Here is a 19,480-nt window from a genome sequence, read left to right as displayed (position 1 = left end):
CGGCGGGGGCGGGGGCGTCTGCGGGGCCCCGGGCGGCGGAGGCGGGGGCTGCGGTGCTCCGGCCGGGGGCTGGGGCGCGTTCTGGGGTGCCTGGGGCGGGCCGAAGCCCGGCTGCGCCTGCGTGGGCTGCTGGGGCGGGTAGCCGTACGAGGGGCTCGGCGCGCCGAAGCCTCCGCCTGGCTGCGCCGGCGGGACCCCCGGCGGCTGGTTGGGCGGCTGGGGCGGCTGTGACATCAGCTTTCCTCTTTACGCGGGTCCATGGCCCGATCGGTCTCCCCCGCGATCCCAGTGGCCGAAAACCACCGGGAAGGAGCGAATCGGGCATGCATCCCGCCAGTCGGACGGCAGGCGAGCGGGTGTTCTTTCTATCACCCGGTACGAAGGTCGCACGGGCCGATCCCTGGGCTTTCCACCACCTGAGACCGGCCCGTGACGAGACTGTTGCCCCTTACACGCCCATCGTCCGCCCTGTCATGGATCAGCCCTCGTCGGCCAGTTCCAGCCACTTGAGCTCCAGCTCGTCGCGCTCGGCGGCGAGTTCGCGCAGCTCGGCGTCGAGCTTGGCGACGGCCTCGAAGTCGGTGGCCTGCTCGGCGATCCTGGCGTGGAGCTTGGTCTCCTGCTCGCTGATGCGGTCGAGGCGGCGCTCGATCCTCTGGAGCTCCTTCTTGGCCGCGCGGGCGTCACCGGCCGACTTCTGCTTGGCCGCGGCCGCCTCGGTCACCGCCGGGGCGACAGCGGGCACAGCAGCCTCGATGACCCGCTGCCGCCGTTCCAGATACTCGTCGAGGCCGCGCGGCAGCATCCGCAGGGCCTGGTCGCCGAGGAGCGCGTACACCTTGTCGGTGGTGCGCTCGACGAAGTACCGGTCGTGGCTGATGACGACCATCGAGCCGGGCCAGCCGTCGAGGAGGTCCTCCAGCTGGGTCAGGGTCTCGATGTCGAGGTCGTTGGTGGGCTCGTCCAGGAAGAGGACGTTGGGCTCGTCCATCAGCAGGCGCAGGATCTGCAGGCGGCGGCGCTCACCGCCGGAGAGGTCGCCGACGGGCGTCCACTGCTTCTCCTTGGTGAAGCCGAACTTCTCGCACAGCTGCCCGGCGGTCATCTCCCGGCCCTTGCCGAGGTCGACGCGGTCCCGTACCTGCTGGACGGCCTCCAGGACCCGCTTGGCCGGGTCGAGTTCGCCGACCTCCTGGGAGAGGTAGGCGAGCTTGACGGTCTTGCCGACGACGATCCGGCCCGCCGCGGGCTGCTGCTCGCCCTGCGTACGGGCCGCTTCGGCGAGCGCCCGCAGCAGCGAGGTCTTGCCCGAGCCGTTGACGCCGACGAGGCCGATCCGGTCGCCGGGGCCCAGCTGCCAGGTCAGGTGCCGGATCAGCTCCTTGGAGCCGGCCTGGATCTTGACGCCCTCCAGCTCGAAGACGGTCTTTCCGAGCCGGGAGTTGGCGAACTTCATCAGCTCGGCGGTGTCGCGCGGCGGCGGCACGTCGGCGATCAGCTCGTTGGCGGCCTCGATGCGGAAGCGCGGCTTGCTGGTCCGGGCGGGGGCGCCGCGGCGCAGCCAGGCGAGCTCCTTGCGCATCAGGTTCTGCCGCTTGACCTCCTCGGTCGCGGCGATGCGGTCCCGCTCGGCGCGGGCGAAGACGTAGTCGCTGTAGCCGCCCTCGTACTCGTGGACGGCGCCGCGCTGCACGTCCCACATGCGGGTGCAGACCTGGTCGAGGAACCAGCGGTCGTGCGTGACGCACACGAGCGCGGAGCGGCGGGCGCGCAGGTGGGCGGCCAGCCAGGAGATGCCCTCGACGTCGAGGTGGTTGGTGGGCTCGTCCAGGACGATCAGGTCCTGCTCGGCGATCAGCAGCTTGGCGAGCGCGATGCGGCGGCGCTCGCCGCCGGAGAGCGGGCCGATCACGGTGTCCAGGCCCTGCGGGAAGCCGGGCAGGTCCAGACCGCCGAAGAGGCCCGTGAGCACGTCGCGGATCTTGGCGCTGCCGGCCCACTCGTGGTCGGCGAGGTCGCCGATGACCTCGTGCCGGATGGTGGCGGCCGGGTCGAGGGAGTCGTGCTGGGTGAGGACGCCGAGGTGCAGGTGGCCGGCGTGGGTGACGCGGCCCTTGTCGGCGGTCTCCAGCTTGGCGAGGATGCGGATGAGGGTGGTCTTGCCGTCGCCGTTGCGGCCGACGACGCCGATCCGGTCGCCCTCGTTCACCCCGAGGGAGATGCCGTCGAGCAGTGCACGGGTGCCGTACACCTTGTCGACGGCTTCCAGATTGACGAGGTTCGTGGCCATTCCGCTCCTGCGCTTGTGCGTTTTCGGCGCTTGCCGGGTATCGGCTGTCCAGGGTAGTCGGCGCGCGCGGCTTCCCGCGGGGGGCGTCCTCACGGGGGCGGCCGGGGGCCGCCGCAGGTCAGTGATGTCCTCAATCTCCCCCAGCTACCGCTGGGAGGTGCCCCCAGACAGGCTCGAATGTGCTGGGACACGCCTGAGTCGTCCTGCGGGCGGGGTGAAAATCCAGCCCGTCCGGCGCTTGAGGACCGGGGTCCGGGGCGGAGCCCCGATCGGGGACCGCCGCCCCCTCAGACCGCTGCCGCCGCCACGGGGCGAACCCGTAGCGCCGCCCACACCGGCATCACCGTCGAGACCAGCGTCAGCGATACCGCCCCGGCCACCGTCACCCCGTAGATCGCCCACGGACCGGTCGGCAGGAAGCCGCCCGTGGCCGCCAGAGCGAACGGCACGAGCGCCGTCGCGGCCGCCACCGTGCCCAGGATCACGCCGATCGCCGCGACCAGCACCGCCTCCACGCTCATCATCCGCAGCACCTGGCCGCGCGTGGCCCCCGTGAGCCGCTGGAGGCCGAGCTCCCGGCGGCGGTCCCTGACGGAGATCACTGTCGTGTTGACGACGGACAGCGCGGTGTAGGCGACGAGCATGCCGGTGATGAGGTAGTTGATCGACGCCTGGGTGCGGGTGTCGCGGGCGTGCCCGTCGGCGACGCCGTCGCGGCCGGTGACGGTCAGGCCCGGGTGGTCCGCCGCCAGGGCGCCGAGAGCGGCCGTCAGCCGGTCCGGGGCGGTGCCGTCGGCCGCGCGGACGAGGATCCGGGCGGGCAGGCCGTGGAGGGTGTGCAGGGCCAGGAGGCCGACGGGGGTCAGGACGGATTCGTAGCCCGCCCGGGCCGGGAAGACGGCGACGACGCGGACGTCGACGGTGGCGCCGTCGCCCAGGCGCAGCCGCAGCGAGTCGCCGACGCCGCGGTGGAGGCGGCGCGCGGTGGCCTCGGGCAGGGCGGCCGTGGTGCCGCGCAGGGCGGTCAGGGTGCCGGCGGACGGCTCGACGGCGAGGGTGCGGTCGGCGCCGTCGGCGCTGACGCCCTGGAGGGCGGTGCCGTGCTTGTCCTGGTCGGTGTCGCGGGGGTGCTCGACGTAGCCGGTGCTGGTGACGTACGCGGTGGCGGCGGCCACGCCGGGCAGGGCGCGGACGCGGTCGAGGAGGGCGGGGTCGACGCCGCCGGCGGCGGAGGTGATGACGGCGTCGGCCCGCAGGCCGTCGGTGAAGGCCCGTTCGGAGGCGTCGACGGAGGTGGTCTGGAGGTAGAGCATGCCGGTGGCGATGCCGCTGGCGAGCATGACCGGTGTGGCGACGGCGGCCGTACGGACGGCCCGGGCGCGGCAGTTGAGGACCGCGAACCGGCCGGCGGTGCCGGCCAGGAGGCGTACGGGCCACTGGAGCAGGACGGTCAGCGCCTTGGTCAGGGCCGGTCCGAGCAGGGCGAGGCCGAGGGTTGCGCAGATGACGGTGGGACCGGCGGTGGACGCGGCGACCGGGCCGCGCAGGACGAGCGCCGTGACGAGGGCGAGGGCGGCGGCGCCGGCGAGGAAGAGCGCCGCGAGGATCAGCCGGGGTGCGCTCGCCCAGCGCTGCCGGCCGGCGGCTTCGCCGAGGGCCTCGGTCGGCCGGATCCGGATCGCGCGCCAGGCGCCGAGGAGGCCGCCGGCCACGGCCGTCAGCAGCAGGGCGCCGGCGGCGGTCACGGCGGGGATCCAGCCCTGGCTGAACTCGACCGTCTCGTTGACCGTCCCGAAGCCGACGAGCCGGTCGAACAGCCACCGCCCGGCCAGGGGCCCGGTGAACCAGGTTCCCGCCGCCGCCAGGACCGTGATGAGCAGCGTCTCGCCGAGCACCAGGCGGCGGAGCTGGCGGCGGGTGGCGCCGATGGCACGGAGCAGCGCGAGTTCGCGGTGGCGCTGTTGCGCGGCGAGACCGACGGTGCCGCCGACGACGAAGGCGGCGGTGGCGACGGCGAGGCCGCCGAAGGCTCCGGCGAGCGCGATGAGGGAGGAGCCGCCCTCGATGACCTCCGGGTGTTCGGCGGCGCCGCGGTCGTCACCGGCGAGGACGGTGACGGGCCGCCCGTGGAGCGCGGCGGCGATCTTCCCGCGCAGGGCGGTGACGTCGGTGCCGGGTGCGGTGGCGGCGATGTCGGCGACGGCGCCCGGCCGTGCCGACAGGCGGTCGGCGTCGGCGGTGGAGAAGAACAGGGTGGGTTCGGGTGCGCCGCCGCCTCCGGCGGGGCGGGCGAGGCCGGTGACGCGGTAGGTGCCGGCGGTGCCGTGGGCGGCGATCCGTATCCGGTCCCCGACCGTGGTCCCGGCCGGTGCGAGGCGGGCGTCGAGGACGACATCGCCGCCGCGTGCGGGCGCGGTGCCGGTGGCGAGCGTGTACGGGGTGAGCGCGGCGGAGTCCCAGCCGTGGGCCTGGACGCGGTCGCCGGCGGGGAGCACGGCGGCGTCGAAGGTGCGCTCGCCGACGGCGGTACGGACGCCGGGCACGGCCCGTACGGTGTCCACGTCGGCGGCGTCGAGCTCGACGCGTTCGGCCAGGACCGCCTTCCTCTTGTGCTTGCCGTCGCCGGGGAGGGTGTACGAGCGGTCGCCCGTGACGACGAGGTCGGCGCCCGCGAGGCGGCGCGGCGGTGTGTTGTTGCGGATGCCGGTCTCCATGAGACCGCCGCAGGCCATGACGATCGTGGCGCCGAGCAGCAGGGCGAGGAAGGTGGCCGTGAAGGTGGCGGTCCGGTGGCGCAGCGAGCGCCGCGCGAGCTTTCCCATCATGACGCCCGGCCCGCCGTCCGGTTGTGAACCACCTGTCGTCCCTCCGCTGTTCCGATGTCGGGATCAACGCTAGGGAGCGGACGGGTGCGGGCCCATGGGAGCGACCGGCGTTCTCGGGGTGGGGTTGCCTCTACCCCTCTCGGGGGGTTCGTCCGGCGGCTTCGACCAGGAGCCAGCCGGTGGCCGCCATGAGGAAGGCGGCCGGGGCCGTCACGTGGACGGCGACGAGGAGGGCGGTGCGGCCCTCCAGGAGGTCGCCGAAGCCGACCATGGACAGGCCGAGGATGCCGAAGAGGGAGAGGGTGACGCCGGTCGCCGCCGCGGGGCCTTTGAGGTTTGCGGCGCGTCGCTGCGCGGAGCTTTGCCGCTGCGCGGGACTGCTTCGCTTCACGTCCCGCAATGGCCCGCTCCGATCCGTCCCCTTCCGTGGGTGGGTGGGGGAAGACGGTTTGGGTGACGGTGGTTGTTCCGCCTTTCGGAACGTCGTCACGAGGAGTGCGGTGACTGCCGCTGCCGCCGCTATGCGGAGGGGTGTTTGCGTCCACCACGCCGTCGTCGCCGGGGCCGGCAGCGCGATGTCCAGTGCCAGCATTCCTCCGTAAACCCCCAGCATCGCCGTCAGGTGCCAGAGGAATGCCGTCATGGCTATTCCGTTCGCCGCCACCACTCCGCGCCATACGCGTGGTCGGGCCACCAGGCGGGTCATGGGGGTGCGCAGCAGTTCCACCGCGCCCACCAGCCACAGGCCGTGGCAGAGCAGGGCCGCCGTGGGGGGTGCCATGTTGCTGATCCTCTCGCCGGGCATGCCGACCATGGACAGCGGGTACGGGCCCAGCGCCACCAGCGCGGTCGCGCCGGTCAGGCCGGCGGCGGCCAGGGCGGCCGGGCGGCGCAGGCGGCCGTCGGCCCGCAGGAAGCCGAGCTGATGGACGGCGAGCCAGACGAACGCGAAGTTCAGGAACTCCACGTAGGGCACGCCGGCGGCGAAGCGGAGTGTGTCGACGGCGGCCGCGGCGGCGACGAGGGCGGCGAACGCGCCCCAGCCGTAGCGCTCATGGAGCTTCAGCAGCGGTGGCGTGAAGGCGACCATCACCAGGTAGATGCCGATGAACCACAGGGGCTGGGCGACGAGCCGGGCGGCGACGTCCGTCAGGGCGCCATCGGTGCCAAGAAGTTGCACGGTGAGGGCGCCCGCGCCCCATACGGTGATGAAGAGCATCGTCGGGCGCAGGAGGCGCTGCAACCGGGCGCGCACGAATGCCGCGTACGCCGGTCCCTCGGTGCGGCGGGTGAAGGAGCGGTGGGACAGGGCGTGCGAGAAGCCGCCGACGAAGAAGAAGACCGGCATCACCTGGAGGACCCAGGTGAGCAGTTGGAGCTTCGGCTCGACGGCGAGGAGGTTGCCGACCCGGGTCCCGCCGTCGTCGGCGGTGACGGCCGCCATCAGCCAGTGGCCGAGCACGACGGTGCCGAGTGAGGCGACCCGTAGGAGGTCGATCGTCCGGTCGCGCCCGGCGGGGGTGGCCGCGGCGAGGTCGCGCGCGGTGGTTCTCTTGGCCATGGGGGCACGATGGCTTGCCGGGGGCGCGGGGCGCCACGGGGTGGGTACTCAGGGTGGGGTAGGTACGGATACTCAGGACGTGGGCCTTTCCCCTACCCGCCCCTTCCCGTAACTGGGGGCGAGCCCCCAGACCCCCGTTGTCCTCAATCGCCGGACGGGCTTGTTTTGGCTCGGCCTGTCCTCAAACGCCAAGCTTGAGCGAAATCAGCCCGTCCGGCGTTTGAGGACCGGGGTCCGGGGCGGAGCCCCGGGGCGGTGGCCGTCAGGCCGGCGTCACGACCGTCGCACCGGCGGCCGGACCGGACGTCACGCGTACCGCCCGGCACGTGCCGGAAGCCCGCAGCGCATCCGCCACCTTCTCGGCCTCCGCCGCGTCCGTCACCAGGAACGCCGTCGTCGGGCCGGAGCCCGAGACCATCGCCGCCAGGGCGCCCGCACCCGTGCCCGCCTCCAGCGTGGCGGTCAGGGACGGTCGCAGGGACACCGCCGCGGCTTGGAGGTCGTTCGTGACAGCGGCCGCCAGCGCGGCCGCGTCCCCGGCGCGCAGGGCGTCGATGAGGGCCGGCGACGGCTCCGGGTCCGGGACGTCGGCCGTCGTCGCGCCCGTACCGGCGACCTCCCGCAGGCGGTCGCACTCGCGGTAGACGGCCGGGGTGGACAGTCCGCCGTCGGCGACGGCGAAGACCCAGTGGAAGGTGCCGCCGACGGCGAGGGGGGTGAGGATCTCGCCCCGGCCGCGGCCGAGGGCGGCGCCGCCGACGAGGCTGAAGGGCACGTCGCTGCCGAGCTCGGCGCAGATGTCCAGGAGTTCCTCGCGGGAGGCCCCGGTGCCCCAGAGGGCGTCGCAGGCCAGGAGGGCGCCGGCGGCGTCCGCGCTGCCGCCGGCCATGCCGCCGGCGACGGGGATGTCCTTGTCGATGTGGAGGTGGACGTCCGCCTCGCGGCCGTGGCGGGCGGCGAGGGCGAGGGCGGCGCGGGCGGCGAGGTTGGTGGCGTCCAGCGGCACCTGTCCGGCGTCGGGGCCGGAGCAGGTGACGCGGAGGGCGTCGGCGGGGGTGGCGGTGACGTTGTCGTGCAGGCCGACGGCGAGGAAGACGTTGGCCAGGTCGTGGAAGCCGTCGGGGCGCAGGCCGCCGACGGCGAGCTGGACGTTGACCTTGGCGGGTACGCGGACGGTGACGGACGCGGTCACGGGGGACGGGCTCCTCGGGTCGGGTGGGGGTGCTACTGCTTGTTTTCCGCGATCGCCACGAATTCGTCCACGGTCAGCGATTCGCCGCGCGCCTGGGGGGAGATCCCGGCGGCAACCAGCGCGGCCTCGGCGGCGGCGGCCGAGCCGGCCCAGCCGGCGAGGGCGGCGCGGAGGGTCTTGCGGCGCTGGGCGAAGGCGGCGTCGACGACGGCGAAGACCTCCTGCCGGGTCGCCGTCGTCTCGATGGGCTTGGCCCGGCGGACGAGGGAGACGAGGCCGGAGTCGACGTTGGGCGCGGGCCAGAAGACGTTGCGGCCGATGGCGCCGGCGCGCTTGACCTCGGCGTACCAGGCGGCCTTGACGGAGGGGACGCCGTAGACCTTGGAGCCGGGCGGGGCGGCGAGCCGGTCGGCGACCTCGGACTGGACCATCACCAGGGTCCGCTCGATCCCGGGGAACTGGGCCAGCATGTGCAGCAGCACGGGGACGGCGACGTTGTACGGGAGGTTGGCGACCAGCGCGGTGGGCGCCGGGCCGGGGAGCTCGGTGACCTGCATGGCGTCGCTGTGCACGAGGGCGAAGCGGTCGGCGCGGGCGGGCAGCCGGGCGGCGACGGTCGCCGGGAGGGCCGCGGCCAGCACGTCGTCGATCTCGACCGCGACGACCCGGTCGGCGGCCTCCAGCAGGGCGAGGGTCAGGGACCCGAGCCCGGGTCCGACCTCGACGACGACGTCGTCGGGCCGCACCTCGGCGGTCCGGACGATGCGCCGGACCGTGTTGGCGTCGATCACGAAGTTCTGGCCGCGCTGCTTGGTGGGGCGTACCCCGAGGGCTGCGGCCAGCTCGCGGATGTCGGCGGGGCCGAGAAGGGCGCCGGAGTCGTCTGTGCTGGGGCTGGAGCTCACCCGTGAAGTTTACGGCCGCACACGGGCCACGGGGTCGCCCCCCGGGTGACGTAGAGCTTCTTGGCCCGGAAGGTCTGCTCGGAGGCGGGTGCGTCCTGCGGCCGTCCCTTGCCGCCGAGGCCCTGCCAGGTGCGGACGTCGAACTGGTAGAGGCCGCCGTAGGTGCCCGAGGGGTCGACGGCGTTCGGCCGGCCGCCCGCCTCGCACCGGGCGAGTCCCTGCCAGTTCAGGTGGTCCGTGCCCTGGACGGAGGTGGGCATGGCCCTGGTGCCGACCTTCACGATCTGGGTGCGGGGCTGCCGGACGGTCTCGGAGACGAGGCGCTGGGGCTTCTGCTTGACGCCGTTGACGGTGCGCAGCGCGTAGGTGATGCGTTCGACGCCCTTCTCGCCGCGCTGGACGACGACCTCGGTGCCCTTGTAGAGGGTGGGGTCGTCGCGGCGTTCGGTGGTGAAGTCGATGGGCACCTCGCGGGTCTCCTGGCCGCCGGTGATGCGCATGACGGAGATCGTCTGGCCTTCGCGCGGGAAGCTGTCGGGGTGGACGGAGGTGGTGTCCTGGCCGCGCAGGGTGATGCCGGCCTGGTCGATGGCCTCGCGGACGGTGGCGGCGTTGGTGCGGATGGTGCGCTCGCGGCCGTCGGCCATGAAGGTGACGGTCCGCTCGGTGCGGACGTCCAGGTCGAGGCCGTGCCGGGGCAGCTCGGCGGAGCGGTCGGTGGAGAGGTAGGCGCCCTCGGCGCGGACGCCGAGCTGGCGCAGGGCGCCGGCGACGGTGCGGGCGGTGGTCCACACCCGGTGGTGCCGGCCGTCGAGGGTCAGCGCGACGGGGCGCCCGTAGCGGACGGTGATCTCGTCGCCGGGGGCGAGGTCGTGGCCGTGGCCGGGGGTGACGGCGTCGTGGGCGCCGATGGCCATGTGCTCGTCGGCGAGGAGTTCGTCGACGTCGTCGGCGAAGGTGTGCAGGGTGCGGGAGCGGCCCTCGACGTTGAGCCGGACGGTCTTGTCGCTGGCGATGAAGGCGGTGGTGCCGCCCGCGAGGAACACCACGACGAGGGCCTGCGGCAGCAGCCGGCGCAGGGCGTCGGGGCGGTCCCCGGGGCGCTTGCGGCGGGCGGCGCGGCGGGTGCCGGTGCCTTCGCCGGCGTCGTCCTGCGGGCGCGGGACGGCGGCCTGGCGGGGCACGTGCGGCAGGTCGGGCGGGCCGGGCAGGTCCGGCAGCTCGGGCAGGTCGGTGGGGAGCCCGGCCGGGAGGTCGTCGGTGAGCTCGGGGTGGGCGAAGGCCACGGCCTCGCGGGGCTCGGGCAGGAAGGGGTCGTACAGGCCGAGCGGCGGTTGGTATATCCAGTAGGGCTCGGCGGGCGCGTCGTAGGGCTCGTACGGCGCGCGGTGCTGCTCGTGCGTGTCGTACGTGTCGTACGCGGTGTAGTGGTCGGAGGGTTCGTACGGGTCGTAGGGCCCGTACGGGTCATACGGCGGTGCTTCCGCCGCACCGCGGCGTGCGGCGCGGGGGCTGCCCGGTGCATGAGTCACGTGACACTCCCCTGGGTCGAGCTTCGGCCCGGGACTGTAGCGGAGGGAGTGTCACTCTCCAAAGTCGGATAAACACAGGGTGTCGCGGCCGGTGCGGTTCAGTATCCGAACGCGCGGGCGGTATTCGCGGCGACCGCCGTGGCCAGGGCGTCGACGTCGAGGTCCCGGTAGTCGGCCATGGCGCGCAAGGTGACCGGAATGAGGTACGGCGCGTTGGGCCGTCCGCGATAGGGCATGGGGGTCAGGAAGGGCGCGTCGGTCTCGACGAGCACCCGGTCCAGCGGGGCGACGGCGAGGGCGTCGCGCAGGTGCTGGGCGTTCTTGAAGGTGACGTTGCCGGCGAAGGAGAGGTAGTAGCCGGCGTCGGCGCAGGTCCTGGCCATGTCGGCGTCGCCGGAGAAGCAGTGGAAGACGACCCGTTCGGGGGCGCCTTCCTCCTTCAGGACGCGCAGGACGTCGGCGTGGGCGTCGCGGTCGTGGATGACGAGGGCCTTGCCGTGGCGCTTGGCGATGTCGATGTGGCGGCGGAAGGAGTGTTCCTGCGCGGCCATGCCCTCGGGGCCGGTGCGGAAGAAGTCGAGGCCGGTCTCGCCGACGCCGCGTACGTGCGGCAGGGCGGCGAGGGCGTCGATCTCGGCCAGGGCCGCGTCGAGGGCGGTGTCGCCGCCGGGCTCGCGGGCGCCCTGGCGCGACCAGTTGTCGGGGTCGCCCAGGACGATGCGGGGCGCTTCGTTGGGGTGCAGGGCCACGGTGGCCCAGACGCTGTCGTGGGCGGCGGCCGTCTCGGCGGCCCAGCGGGAGCCGGCCACGTCGCACCCCACCTGGATCACCGTGGTCACGCCGACGGAAGCCGCCTTGGCCAGTGATTCTTCCACGCCTTTACCGGGGGCCCCTCCCAGCGGTAGCTGGGGGAGCATGTCCAGATGGGTGTGCGAATCGGCGACGGGCACGTTCAGGGGCTCCGGGAGCGGCGGAGGGACGTCCTTGTCGTTCCGGTTCCGCTTGCCGCCGGTGTCGCCGCTGTTCGATGCTGTTGCCGCCATGACCGCGATTCTAGGGAGCGCGTGGCCCGGGGTTCACGCCCGGTGCCCGCTCACCGGCGGTGCTGGAAGGGGTGCAGGATGTCCGACAGGTGCCAGTGCCGCTCGTGCGGGGTGCTGTCGGCGGGCTCGGGGCCGCCCGCGTGGACCGGGCCGGCGGGAGCCTGTTCGGTGGCGGGTACGGCCCGCTGGGCGGGGCGGTGCAGGGCGTCGGCGATCTGCTTGACCCGGCCGGACCGCATGATGCGCACCACGTGCTCACCGCAGTTCAGGCAGGTCGGGTGGGTCAGCGGCGAGGTCACGCGCTGACCGTCCGCGTAGTAGATGACGAAGGGCCGGCCCTCGGCGTCGGTGTGGTGCGTTATCTCGTACGACTGTTCCCACCCGTGCCCGCACCGCATGCAGGCGAAGGCGTACGACTCGTGCGCCGGCTCGGGTGCGCCGGGCTCGGTGACCGGGTGCGAGCCGGTCATCGCTTGGACACCGTTCGAGGTTCCTGCGAACTCGCTCATGGCAGCTCCTCTTGTCCTGAGGACAAGTCTCTCCGGGATGGACGTCCCACACCCAGGGAACGCCTTTCCCGGCGATGACGCAGCAGCCTCTCCTCCGAATTGGGAGGAACTTGGCGTCGCACTGCCCAAAATGCCAGGCTGCCAGGCCTAAGCTTTGCCTTTCACGATAGCCCTTTACCTTCTGATGGGCCCTGCTGTACAGCGGCGTTTTTGGCCGCGACGACGGCGTCGAAAACCTCCCGCTTGGGAAGCCCCAATTCCGCCGCGACGGCCACGATGGCCTCCTTGCGGCGTTCCCCGGCCTCTTCCCTGACCCGCACCCGGCGGACCAGCTCGGCGGCGTCGAGGTTCTGCGGGCCGGGCTCGGGGGCGCCCTCCACCACGATGGTGATCTCGCCGCGCACGCCCTCGGCCGCCCAGGCGGCGAGCTCGGCGAGCGGGCCGCGCTTGACCTCCTCGTAGGTCTTGGTCAGCTCCCGGCACACCGCGGCCCGGCGGGTGGCGCCCAGCACCTCGGCCATGGCGGCGAGGGTGTCGTCCAGCCGGTGCGGCGCCTCGAAGTAGACGAGGGTGCGGCGCTCGTCCGCGATCTCCCGCAGCCGCCCGAGCCGCTCCCCCGCCTTGCGCGGCAGGAAGCCCTCGAAGCAGAACCGGTCCACGGGCAGCCCGCTCACCGCGAGCGCCGTCAGCACGGCCGACGGCCCCGGCACGGCCGTGACCTTGATGTCCCGCTCCACGGCGGCGGCCACCAGCCGGTAGCCGGGGTCGGACACCGACGGCATCCCCGCGTCGGTGACCAGCAGCACCCGCGCCCCGCCGGCCAGTGCCTCGACGAGCTCGGGCGTACGGGCCGACTCGTTGCCCTCGAAGTAGGACACGACCCGGCCGGTGGTGTGCACGCCCAGCGCCTGGGTGAGGCGGCGCAGCCGCCGGGTGTCCTCGGCGGCGATCACCTCGGCGGCGGCGAGCTCGGCGGCCAGCCGCGGGGGCGCGTCGTCGACGTCACCGATGGGGGTACCTGCGAGTACGAGCGTTCCAGTCACAGCCCCATCCTCGCAGGGTCGGGCGGTGGCGCCGCCCCTGGTGGCCCCGGGCCCGCCGAGGGGAGACGCTGGAGGTGCACCTTCGGACCTCCCCGAGGAGGTGAGACGCATGCCGAAGGTATCGAAGGAGAGCGCCGCCCAGGTCCAGGACCACGGGCAGGTGCTGGACCGGCACGAGGACATCGACGGCTACACGGTCAATTTCGTGACCTTCCGTGAGGACGTCGACGGCACCCTGCTGCTGCGGGGCCTGCCCGACGACCAGTGCGCCTGCCCGCACTGGGGCTACGTCCTCAAGGGCCGGGTGACCTACCGCTACCCCGACCACGAGGAGGTCTTCGAGGAGGGCGACGCGTTCTACCTCCCGCGCGGCCACGTACCGCTGGCCTCCGCGGGCAGCGAGATCGTGCAGTTCAGCCCGACGGCGGAACTCCGGCTGACGGAGGCCGCCATCGAGGAGAACCTGCGGCGGCTGAGCGCGGGCTAGGCGTCCGCCGGTCAGCTTTTGGCGCGAGCCACCTCGCCCGCCCGCTCGGCCAGCTCGCGTACCGCGCGGGTGGTCGCGTACTGCCGGACGCGGCGCCGCATCGTGTCGAAGTGCTCGTCACCGCGCGCGGACGAGAGCTGCACGTAGTCGTCCAGGAAGGCGTGCCACGTGGCACACGCAGCCTCGACGTGCCCCAGATCGAACTGGCGCTGCGCCAGCAGTCCGTTCGAGTGGACGCGGCCCTGGCGCTGCTGCCGGGGCTGGGCCTTGAGGGATTCCCGCATGGCGCGGATGGATCCTTCGAGGTCCTTGCACTCGTAGAGCACGTGCGAGACGTGGAACTGGTAGGCGCTGGTGTCATAACCGCCGATGGCCTCGCGCCGCGAATCCGCCTTCGACAGCGCGGCCTCCGTCTCCCGAAGACGGGTGAAGGCGGTGTGCCGGTCCCCGGTCATCGACGCCGCGTGGGCCTGCTGCCCGGCGAGGAACGCCTTCAGGCGTGGTCCGGCCTTCGGCGATGCCTCGGCTGCGGCGTCGGCCAGTTGCAGAGCTTTCGCGCCGTAGCCGAGGTTCGACGCCTGGAGGCTCATGCCGCGCAGGGTCCGGCAGTACGTGATGTGGTCTTCCGCCGCCCCGGCCAGCTTGAGCGCCTTGGTGTAGTAGCGCTGGCCGAGGCCGTGCTCACGCTCGTACATCGCCATCCAGCCCGTGAGGTACACGAGGTCGGAGGCGGCGGCCAGCATGTCCTTGCGGATCTTCTCCGGTGCCGATGCCTTCAAGTAGGGGGCGACGGTGTTGACCAGGAAGGCCGCTGCCATGGGCCGGGCGTGGCCACCGCCGAGCTCGTCCAGGATGTCGGCGATCTTCTCGGTCATGGTGCGGACCGTGGTGACCTCCGCTTCACCGATGCGCACGGTCCGGCCGGTGCTCGCGTGAGCCGCGCGCCCGGCGAGGTCCGGGAAGAGCGGAACGGCCAGCGCCGCCGAGTACATGCCTGCGGTGAGGACCCCCCTCCGGGACGGGTCCATATCGGCCCTTCCCACGTCGACGAGCTCTTCGAGGGTGTCACCGCTCGCGCCGGGCGGGGGCGGGGCGAAGCCGGCCTCCGCGTGGGTGACCGGTCCTTTCAGCCGCCGTGAGAGGGCTTCGAGCACGATGGGCCTGACCTGGGCCCGTGGCATCGTTCCGGACAGCCAGTGCGAGACGGCGGACTGGTCGTAGCGCAGTGACAGGCCGGCCTCGACGCCGGTTCGATTGACCGCCGTGGCGAACTGGGCCCGGGACCACCGCGTGTCGTCCAGCAGGTCCGCGAGGCCGGTGTTCGGGGTTCGTGGGCTGCTCGCCATGCTCAACTCCCGCCGACTTTCATGGCTTTCACATTCACGCCTCCCTCTCACGGTACCGGCCGGGCCCCTTTCCGTAGTTACCTCGGCATGCGAACAGATCTCTATGAGGGAGCCCGTTCATGAACTCAGCCGCGACGACGCCCGGCGCCGACCGCTTCACGGCGGAGATGCGCCACGCCCTTACCGATGCCGTCGGCCGCGCCTTGGCGCCCTCCGCCGTCCTGCCGCGCGCCGAGGCCGTGGAGGACCTCACCGAACGGTTGCGGAGCTTCGTCACTCGGCTCGTACCGCACGTCGAGGACCGCGCCCGCCGCATGGACCACGGCACGGCCGAGTGGCACCAGGCGAGGTCGGCGCTGTCCGAAACCCGCCGCGTACTCGGCGCGGGGCCCGGCACGGGCCTGCGGTCGGCCGTCGGTCACATGCAGGATCTCGGCCGCGTCTGCCACCGTCTCCGGTGTCACCTGCCTCTCGACGCCTGATCACCCCACCGCCTGATCACCCCACCGGTGGGCACGGACGGTGTACGACGTGCGGTCGCCCGTCGTCACCCAGGTCGACGACGGCAAGGTGCCCGCCGGGGGAACGGGCACGGTACCGACCAGTTCCATCAGCGCACCCGACGCGGTGTTCACGATGCTCGCCGAAGCGGACCTCCACCCCGGGCAGCACGTCCTGGAGGTGGGATCCGGCACGAGCTGCAACGCCGCACTCATCGAATACCGGGTCGGCCCCGGGAACGTCACGACCGTCGAGATCGACCCCGCGCTCGCCGAAGCCGCCCGCACCACGCTGCGTGCCGCCGGGTACGGCACCGCCGTCATCACGGCCGATGGCGAGCAGGGCCACCCGGCCGCCGCACCGTACGACCGCCTCCTGTCCACCGCCTCCGTGCTGCGCGTTCCCCGCGCATGGGTGGCACAGACGCGCCCGGCGGGTTGGGCCGGAGATTTTCGACTTCGGCCTGACCGTCACGGGGAGTGGTTCCACGGTGTGGCTCGGAACGGAGAAGGAGACCGTACGCTGACGCCTCGCCGGGGGCCGCGCGCGGCGCGCCGGGGATTCGCACAGGCCGGTTCCCTACGATGGCGCGGTGACCAGTGACACCGCGACCCGGGCCCGGCAGGGCGAGACGGCAGACGAGCAGCAGCCTCCGTGGCAGCGCAGACTCCGCCGGTTCGGCTATGTGGAGGGGCGGCGGCCGGGCGTGCGCGAGCGGCTCGTGCCGCCGTTCCCCGGGGAGCGGGCGCGGAGGTGGACCCGCTGGTCGGGGTGGGCCGGACCGCTGGCCGTGGCGCTCTTCGCGGGGCTGATCCGCTTCTGGCACCTGGGCAGCCCCAAGGCGGTGATATTCGACGAGACGTATTACGCGAAGGACGCCTGGGCGCTGTGGAAGTACGGCTACGAGGCGAAGTGGCCCGACGACATCAACGACAAGGTCCTCGGCGGCTGGAGCGACGTCCCCGACGCGCCGGGCTACGTGGTGCACCCGCCGGTGGGCAAGTGGGTCATCGGCGTCGGTGAGTGGCTGTACGGGCTGAATCCGTTCGGCTGGCGTTTCGTGGTCGCCGTGCTCGGCACGCTGACGGTGCTGATGCTGTGCCGCATCGGACGCCGGCTGTTCCGTTCCACCTTCCTGGGCTGCCTCGCCGGTGCCCTGCTGGCGGTGGACGGGCTGCACTTCGTGATGAGCCGGACCTCGCTGCTCGACTCGGTGCTGATGTTCTTCGTGCTGGCGGCGTTCGGCTGTGTGCTGGTGGACCGGGACAAGGCCCGGGCGCGGCTGGCGGCGGCGCTGCCGGAGGGCGACGACGGGCTCGTACGGCCGGACGCCGCGGTCGGCGGCCGGCTGGGGCTGGGGTGGCGGCCGTGGCGGCTCGCCGCGGGGGTGTTCCTGGGGCTGGCCTGCGCCACGAAGTGGAACGGCGTGGTGTACCTGGCGGCGTTCGGGCTGCTGATGGTGGTGTGGGACATGGGCGCGCGCCGCGTCGCCGGTGCCCGCGTCCCCGCGCTCGCCGCGCTGCGCCGTGACGTGCCGTGGGCGTTCCTGTCGACGGTGCCGGTGGCCGTGGGCGTCTACCTGGCGTCGTGGACCGGCTGGTTCGCCAACAGCGGTACGTACAGCGAGAAGGACGGCTGGCGGCACAGCGGTTACTACCGGCACTGGGCGGAGACCGAGGGCGGCCACAGCCCGGACGGGTTCCTGGCGGGTGTCCTCAATCCGCTGCGCAGCCTGTGGAAGTACGAGCGCGAGGTGTGGGACTTCAACACCACGCTCTCCTCGCCGCACACCTACCAGTCCAACCCGTGGAGCTGGCTGGTCCAGTCCCGTCCGGTCTCGTACTTCTACGAGTCGCCGGCGCCCGGCACGGACGGCTGCCCGACGGACACGGCCGACAAGTGCGCCCGCGAGGTGCTCGCGCTGGGCACCCCGCTGCTGTGGTGGGCGGCGTGCTTCGCGCTGCTGTACCTGCTCTACCGGTGGGCGTTCCGGCGTGACTGGCGGGCGGGCGGCGTGCTGTGCGCGGTGGCGGCGGGTTATCTGCCGTGGTTCCTGTGGCAGGAGCGGACCATCTTCGTGTTCTACGCGGTGGTGTTCGTGCCGTTCCTGTGTCTGGCGGTGGCCATGATGATCGGGGCGATCCTGGGGCCGCCGGGGTCCTCGGAGCGGCGCCGGGTGGTGGGGGCGATCGGCGCGGGCACGCTGGTGCTGCTGATCGCGTGGAACTTCATCTACTTCTTCCCCCTCTACACCGGGCATCCGATCCCGATGGAGGCGTGGCGCGACCGGATGTGGTTCGACACCTGGATCTGACCCTCTGAGCTGACGCTCCATCAGGAGCCATGGCGGAGCCGGTGATTCCGGGGTGGTGGATTCCGGCCATCCCGGTCCCTCGTGTCATTCCCGTCCCGTACAGTGCCGAATCGGAGGTTTTAATCGAGTGATTAAGACCTGGGTGGGGACCGGGAGGGGACTGACTTATGCACAAGGGTGCGAAGATCGCGCTGGGGGGCGTCGCCGCCGCGATGGTGGGGGCGGCCGGGCTCGGCGCGTACAACCTCGTCGACGCGGTCACGAACCCGTCGTCCACCCACGGCAAGGCCGCGCCGGTGAAGACCGGGCCGCCGACGGACGGCGAGATCGACAGGACCGCCCGTGAGTTCCTCGCGGCCTGGGAGGCGGGCGACGCGGCCAGGGCCGCCGAGCTGACCGACAACGTCCCGGCGGCGACCACCGCCCTGACCGGTTACCGCGAGCAGGCCCACGTCGAGAAGGTGGAGCTCAAGCCGGGGACCGCCGCCGGCGCCAAGGTGCCGTTCTCCGTCACCGCACAGGTCCACTTCGGGGAGCAGCGCTCCACCTGGTCGTACGAATCCTCTCTCGTCGTCGTCCGCGGCACGACCAGCGGCCGCGCGCTGGTGGACTGGCAGCCCTCCGTCGTGCACCCGCAGCTCGCGCGCGGCGAGACGCTGAGAACCGACGCCGGCGCGGCCCCGGAGATCACCGCCGTCGACCGCAACGGCACCGCGCTGGACGCCAAGGACCATCCCTCGCTCGTGGCCGTTCTGCCGGAGCTGCGCAGGCGGTACGGTCAGCAGGCCGGCGGCGTGCCCGCCGTGAGCGTCCGGGCCGCGGTCCCGAAAGAGGCCCCGGGCGCGAACGGAGGCGCCGCCGAGCCGAAGACCCTGCACGTGGTCTCCAAGGGCAAGCCCGGCCGGCTGACGACCACGCTGGACGCGGACGTGCAGCGCGCCGCCGAATCGGCGGTGGCCGGCCGCACCGACGCCTCCGTCGTCGCGCTGAAGGCCGGCACCGGCGAGATCCTGGCGGTGGCCAACTCCAAGAAGACGGAGTTCAACACCGCGCTGCTGGGCCAGACCGCGCCCGGCTCCACGATGAAGATCGTGACGGCGGCGATGCTCCTGGAGCAGGGCAAGGCGGCACCGGACAAGCCGCTGCCGTGTCCGAAGTACGCCACCTACGGCATGCGCTTCCACAACGTCGAGGGCAGCGAGAACCCCTCCGCGACCTTCGCGCGGGACTTCGCGGACTCCTGCAACACCGCCTTCATCTCCCTGGCCGGCGATGTGCCCGACGGCGCCCTCGCCGCCGAGGCCAAGGACGTCTTCGGCCTCGGCCTGGAGTGGAAGACCGGCGTCGCCTCGTTCGACGGCAGCGTGCCGGCCGACACCGGCTCCGGGAAGGCCGCCGCGATGATCGGCCAGGGCCGGGTCCAGATGTCCCCGCTGAACATGGCCTCCGTCGCCGCGACCGTCCGCGACGGCGCCTTCCACCAGCCCTACCTAGTGGCCCCCTCCGTCGACGACCGCGAACTCGCACGGGCGCCGCGCGCACTGCCCGCCGCGGTCGCGCAGCAGCTGCGCTCGATGATGCGGCTCACGGCGACGTCGGGTACGGGCGCGAAGGCGATGTCCGGGCTCGGCGACGACATCGGCGCGAAGACGGGCTCCGCCGAGGTCGACAACCAGGCCGCGCCCAACGGCTGGTTCACGGGCTACCGCGGCGACGTCGCCGCGGCGGCCGTCGTCCCGCAGGGCGGTCACGGCGGCGACTCGGCGGGCCCGATCGTGGCGGCGGTGCTGCGGGCGGGGTGACGGTTCGGCTGCGCCGGGCGGGGTGGTGACGAACCGCCCCGAGCGGAGCGGGTCGGCTGCGCCGGGCCAGGTGGTGACGGGACCCGGGTGCCGCGGGACCCCCGCGCGGCGGGGCGCGAGCGGCTGCGCC

15 protein-coding genes and 1 pseudogene are annotated in these 19,480 nt (G+C 73.0%); 5 read left to right on the top strand and 11 right to left on the bottom strand.

Translation table 11 applies throughout. The features are described from left to right. The 10 genes and pseudogenes from J7E86_RS06120 to rsmI form a co-directional block, all read right to left on the bottom strand. Window positions 1–234: pseudogene (locus J7E86_RS06120) on the bottom strand (hypothetical protein); the annotation flags it as partial. A gap of 244 nt (window positions 235–478) precedes the next feature. Continuing rightward, entirely contained in the window at window positions 479–2,290 is a 1,812-nt protein-coding gene (locus J7E86_RS06115) for an ABC-F family ATP-binding cassette domain-containing protein (protein WP_215080470.1), read from the bottom strand. 287 nt (window positions 2,291–2,577) lie between these two features. Then, window positions 2,578–5,115 (bottom strand): ABC transporter permease, encoded by a 2,538-nt coding sequence (locus tag J7E86_RS31545; protein ID WP_285439645.1) that lies wholly within the window; start codon window positions 5,113–5,115, stop codon window positions 2,578–2,580. 130 nt (window positions 5,116–5,245) lie between these two features. Next, window positions 5,246–6,676: an acyltransferase gene (locus J7E86_RS06105; RefSeq protein WP_215080469.1), complete on the bottom strand. Its 1,431-nt coding sequence runs from the start codon at window positions 6,674–6,676 to the stop codon at window positions 5,246–5,248. A 262-nt stretch (window positions 6,677–6,938) separates the two neighbouring features. Further along, entirely contained in the window at window positions 6,939–7,868 is a 930-nt protein-coding gene (locus tag J7E86_RS06100) for a 4-(cytidine 5'-diphospho)-2-C-methyl-D-erythritol kinase (protein ID WP_215080468.1), read from the bottom strand. A 32-nt stretch (window positions 7,869–7,900) separates the two neighbouring features. Further along, window positions 7,901–8,773, bottom strand: coding sequence for a 16S rRNA (adenine(1518)-N(6)/adenine(1519)-N(6))-dimethyltransferase RsmA (rsmA, locus tag J7E86_RS06095; RefSeq protein WP_215080467.1), 873 nt, complete (start codon window positions 8,771–8,773; stop codon window positions 7,901–7,903). After that, on the bottom strand, window positions 8,770–10,305 hold the full coding sequence (locus J7E86_RS06090) for a resuscitation-promoting factor (RefSeq protein WP_215080466.1): 1,536 nt from the start codon (window positions 10,303–10,305) through the stop codon (window positions 8,770–8,772). The genes rsmA and J7E86_RS06090 overlap by 4 nt, the downstream gene beginning before the upstream one ends. A gap of 98 nt (window positions 10,306–10,403) precedes the next feature. Continuing rightward, window positions 10,404–11,348: a TatD family hydrolase gene (locus J7E86_RS06085; RefSeq protein ID WP_215080465.1), complete on the bottom strand. Its 945-nt coding sequence runs from the start codon at window positions 11,346–11,348 to the stop codon at window positions 10,404–10,406. A 50-nt stretch (window positions 11,349–11,398) separates the two neighbouring features. Further along, window positions 11,399–11,857, bottom strand: coding sequence for a hypothetical protein (locus J7E86_RS06080; protein WP_215080464.1), 459 nt, complete (start codon window positions 11,855–11,857; stop codon window positions 11,399–11,401). Window positions 11,858–12,018: 161 nt separating this feature from the next. Continuing rightward, window positions 12,019–12,900 (bottom strand): 16S rRNA (cytidine(1402)-2'-O)-methyltransferase, encoded by an 882-nt coding sequence (gene rsmI / locus J7E86_RS06075; protein WP_215080463.1) that lies wholly within the window; start codon window positions 12,898–12,900, stop codon window positions 12,019–12,021. Between the two features lie 109 nt (window positions 12,901–13,009). Between rsmI and J7E86_RS06070 the strand changes: the two genes are divergently transcribed. Beyond that, window positions 13,010–13,387 (top strand): hypothetical protein, encoded by a 378-nt coding sequence (locus tag J7E86_RS06070; RefSeq protein ID WP_215080462.1) that lies wholly within the window; start codon window positions 13,010–13,012, stop codon window positions 13,385–13,387. Between the two features lie 11 nt (window positions 13,388–13,398). On the opposite strand, the gene J7E86_RS06065 is transcribed toward J7E86_RS06070, so the two are convergent. After that, a complete protein-coding gene (locus J7E86_RS06065; RefSeq protein WP_215080460.1) occupies window positions 13,399–14,733 on the bottom strand; it encodes a hypothetical protein in 1,335 nt (444 codons plus the stop codon). A 119-nt stretch (window positions 14,734–14,852) separates the two neighbouring features. Here J7E86_RS06065 and J7E86_RS06060 point away from each other — a divergent pair, with 119 nt between their 5' ends. From J7E86_RS06060 to J7E86_RS06045, 4 genes are all read left to right on the top strand, one after another. Further along, on the top strand, window positions 14,853–15,215 hold the full coding sequence (locus J7E86_RS06060) for a DUF6415 family natural product biosynthesis protein (RefSeq protein WP_215080458.1): 363 nt from the start codon (window positions 14,853–14,855) through the stop codon (window positions 15,213–15,215). A 49-nt stretch (window positions 15,216–15,264) separates the two neighbouring features. After that, a complete protein-coding gene (locus J7E86_RS06055; protein WP_308312487.1) occupies window positions 15,265–15,837 on the top strand; it encodes a methyltransferase domain-containing protein in 573 nt (190 codons plus the stop codon). Then, complete coding sequence (locus J7E86_RS06050) at window positions 15,827–17,548, top strand: dolichyl-phosphate-mannose--protein mannosyltransferase (protein WP_215080455.1); 1,722 nt, start codon at window positions 15,827–15,829, stop codon at window positions 17,546–17,548. The genes J7E86_RS06055 and J7E86_RS06050 overlap by 11 nt, the downstream gene beginning before the upstream one ends. Before the next feature lie 167 nt (window positions 17,549–17,715). Then, the gene (locus J7E86_RS06045) at window positions 17,716–19,350 is read left to right on the top strand and encodes a penicillin-binding transpeptidase domain-containing protein (protein ID WP_215080449.1); all 1,635 of its coding nucleotides are present in this window, start codon (window positions 17,716–17,718) and stop codon (window positions 19,348–19,350) included. The last annotated feature ends 130 nt before the right edge of the window (window positions 19,351–19,480 follow it).

Origin of the sequence: Streptomyces sp. ISL-11 (assembly GCF_018614525.1) — a bacterium.
Taxonomy (GTDB): domain Bacteria; phylum Actinomycetota; class Actinomycetes; order Streptomycetales; family Streptomycetaceae; genus Streptomyces.
This window is presented reverse-complemented; position numbering and strand designations above follow the sequence as displayed.

What these genes read in the sequence shown, in the direction of transcription:
- J7E86_RS31545 (WP_285439645.1), bottom strand. Translation starts at nt 5,115, where the DNA reads ATGATGGGAAAGCTCGCGCGGCGCTCGCTGCGCCACCGGACCGCCACC.
- J7E86_RS06065 (WP_215080460.1), bottom strand. Translation starts at nt 14,733, where the DNA reads ATGGCGAGCAGCCCACGAACCCCGAACACCGGCCTCGCGGACCTGCTG.
- J7E86_RS06070 (WP_215080462.1), top strand. Translation starts at nt 13,010, where the DNA reads ATGCCGAAGGTATCGAAGGAGAGCGCCGCCCAGGTCCAGGACCACGGG.
- J7E86_RS06085 (WP_215080465.1), bottom strand. Translation starts at nt 11,348, where the DNA reads ATGGCGGCAACAGCATCGAACAGCGGCGACACCGGCGGCAAGCGGAAC.
- J7E86_RS06105 (WP_215080469.1), bottom strand. Translation starts at nt 6,676, where the DNA reads ATGGCCAAGAGAACCACCGCGCGCGACCTCGCCGCGGCCACCCCCGCC.
- J7E86_RS06115 (WP_215080470.1), bottom strand. Translation starts at nt 2,290, where the DNA reads ATGGCCACGAACCTCGTCAATCTGGAAGCCGTCGACAAGGTGTACGGC.
- J7E86_RS06080 (WP_215080464.1), bottom strand. Translation starts at nt 11,857, where the DNA reads ATGAGCGAGTTCGCAGGAACCTCGAACGGTGTCCAAGCGATGACCGGC.
- J7E86_RS06060 (WP_215080458.1), top strand. Translation starts at nt 14,853, where the DNA reads ATGAACTCAGCCGCGACGACGCCCGGCGCCGACCGCTTCACGGCGGAG.
- J7E86_RS06045 (WP_215080449.1), top strand. Translation starts at nt 17,716, where the DNA reads ATGCACAAGGGTGCGAAGATCGCGCTGGGGGGCGTCGCCGCCGCGATG.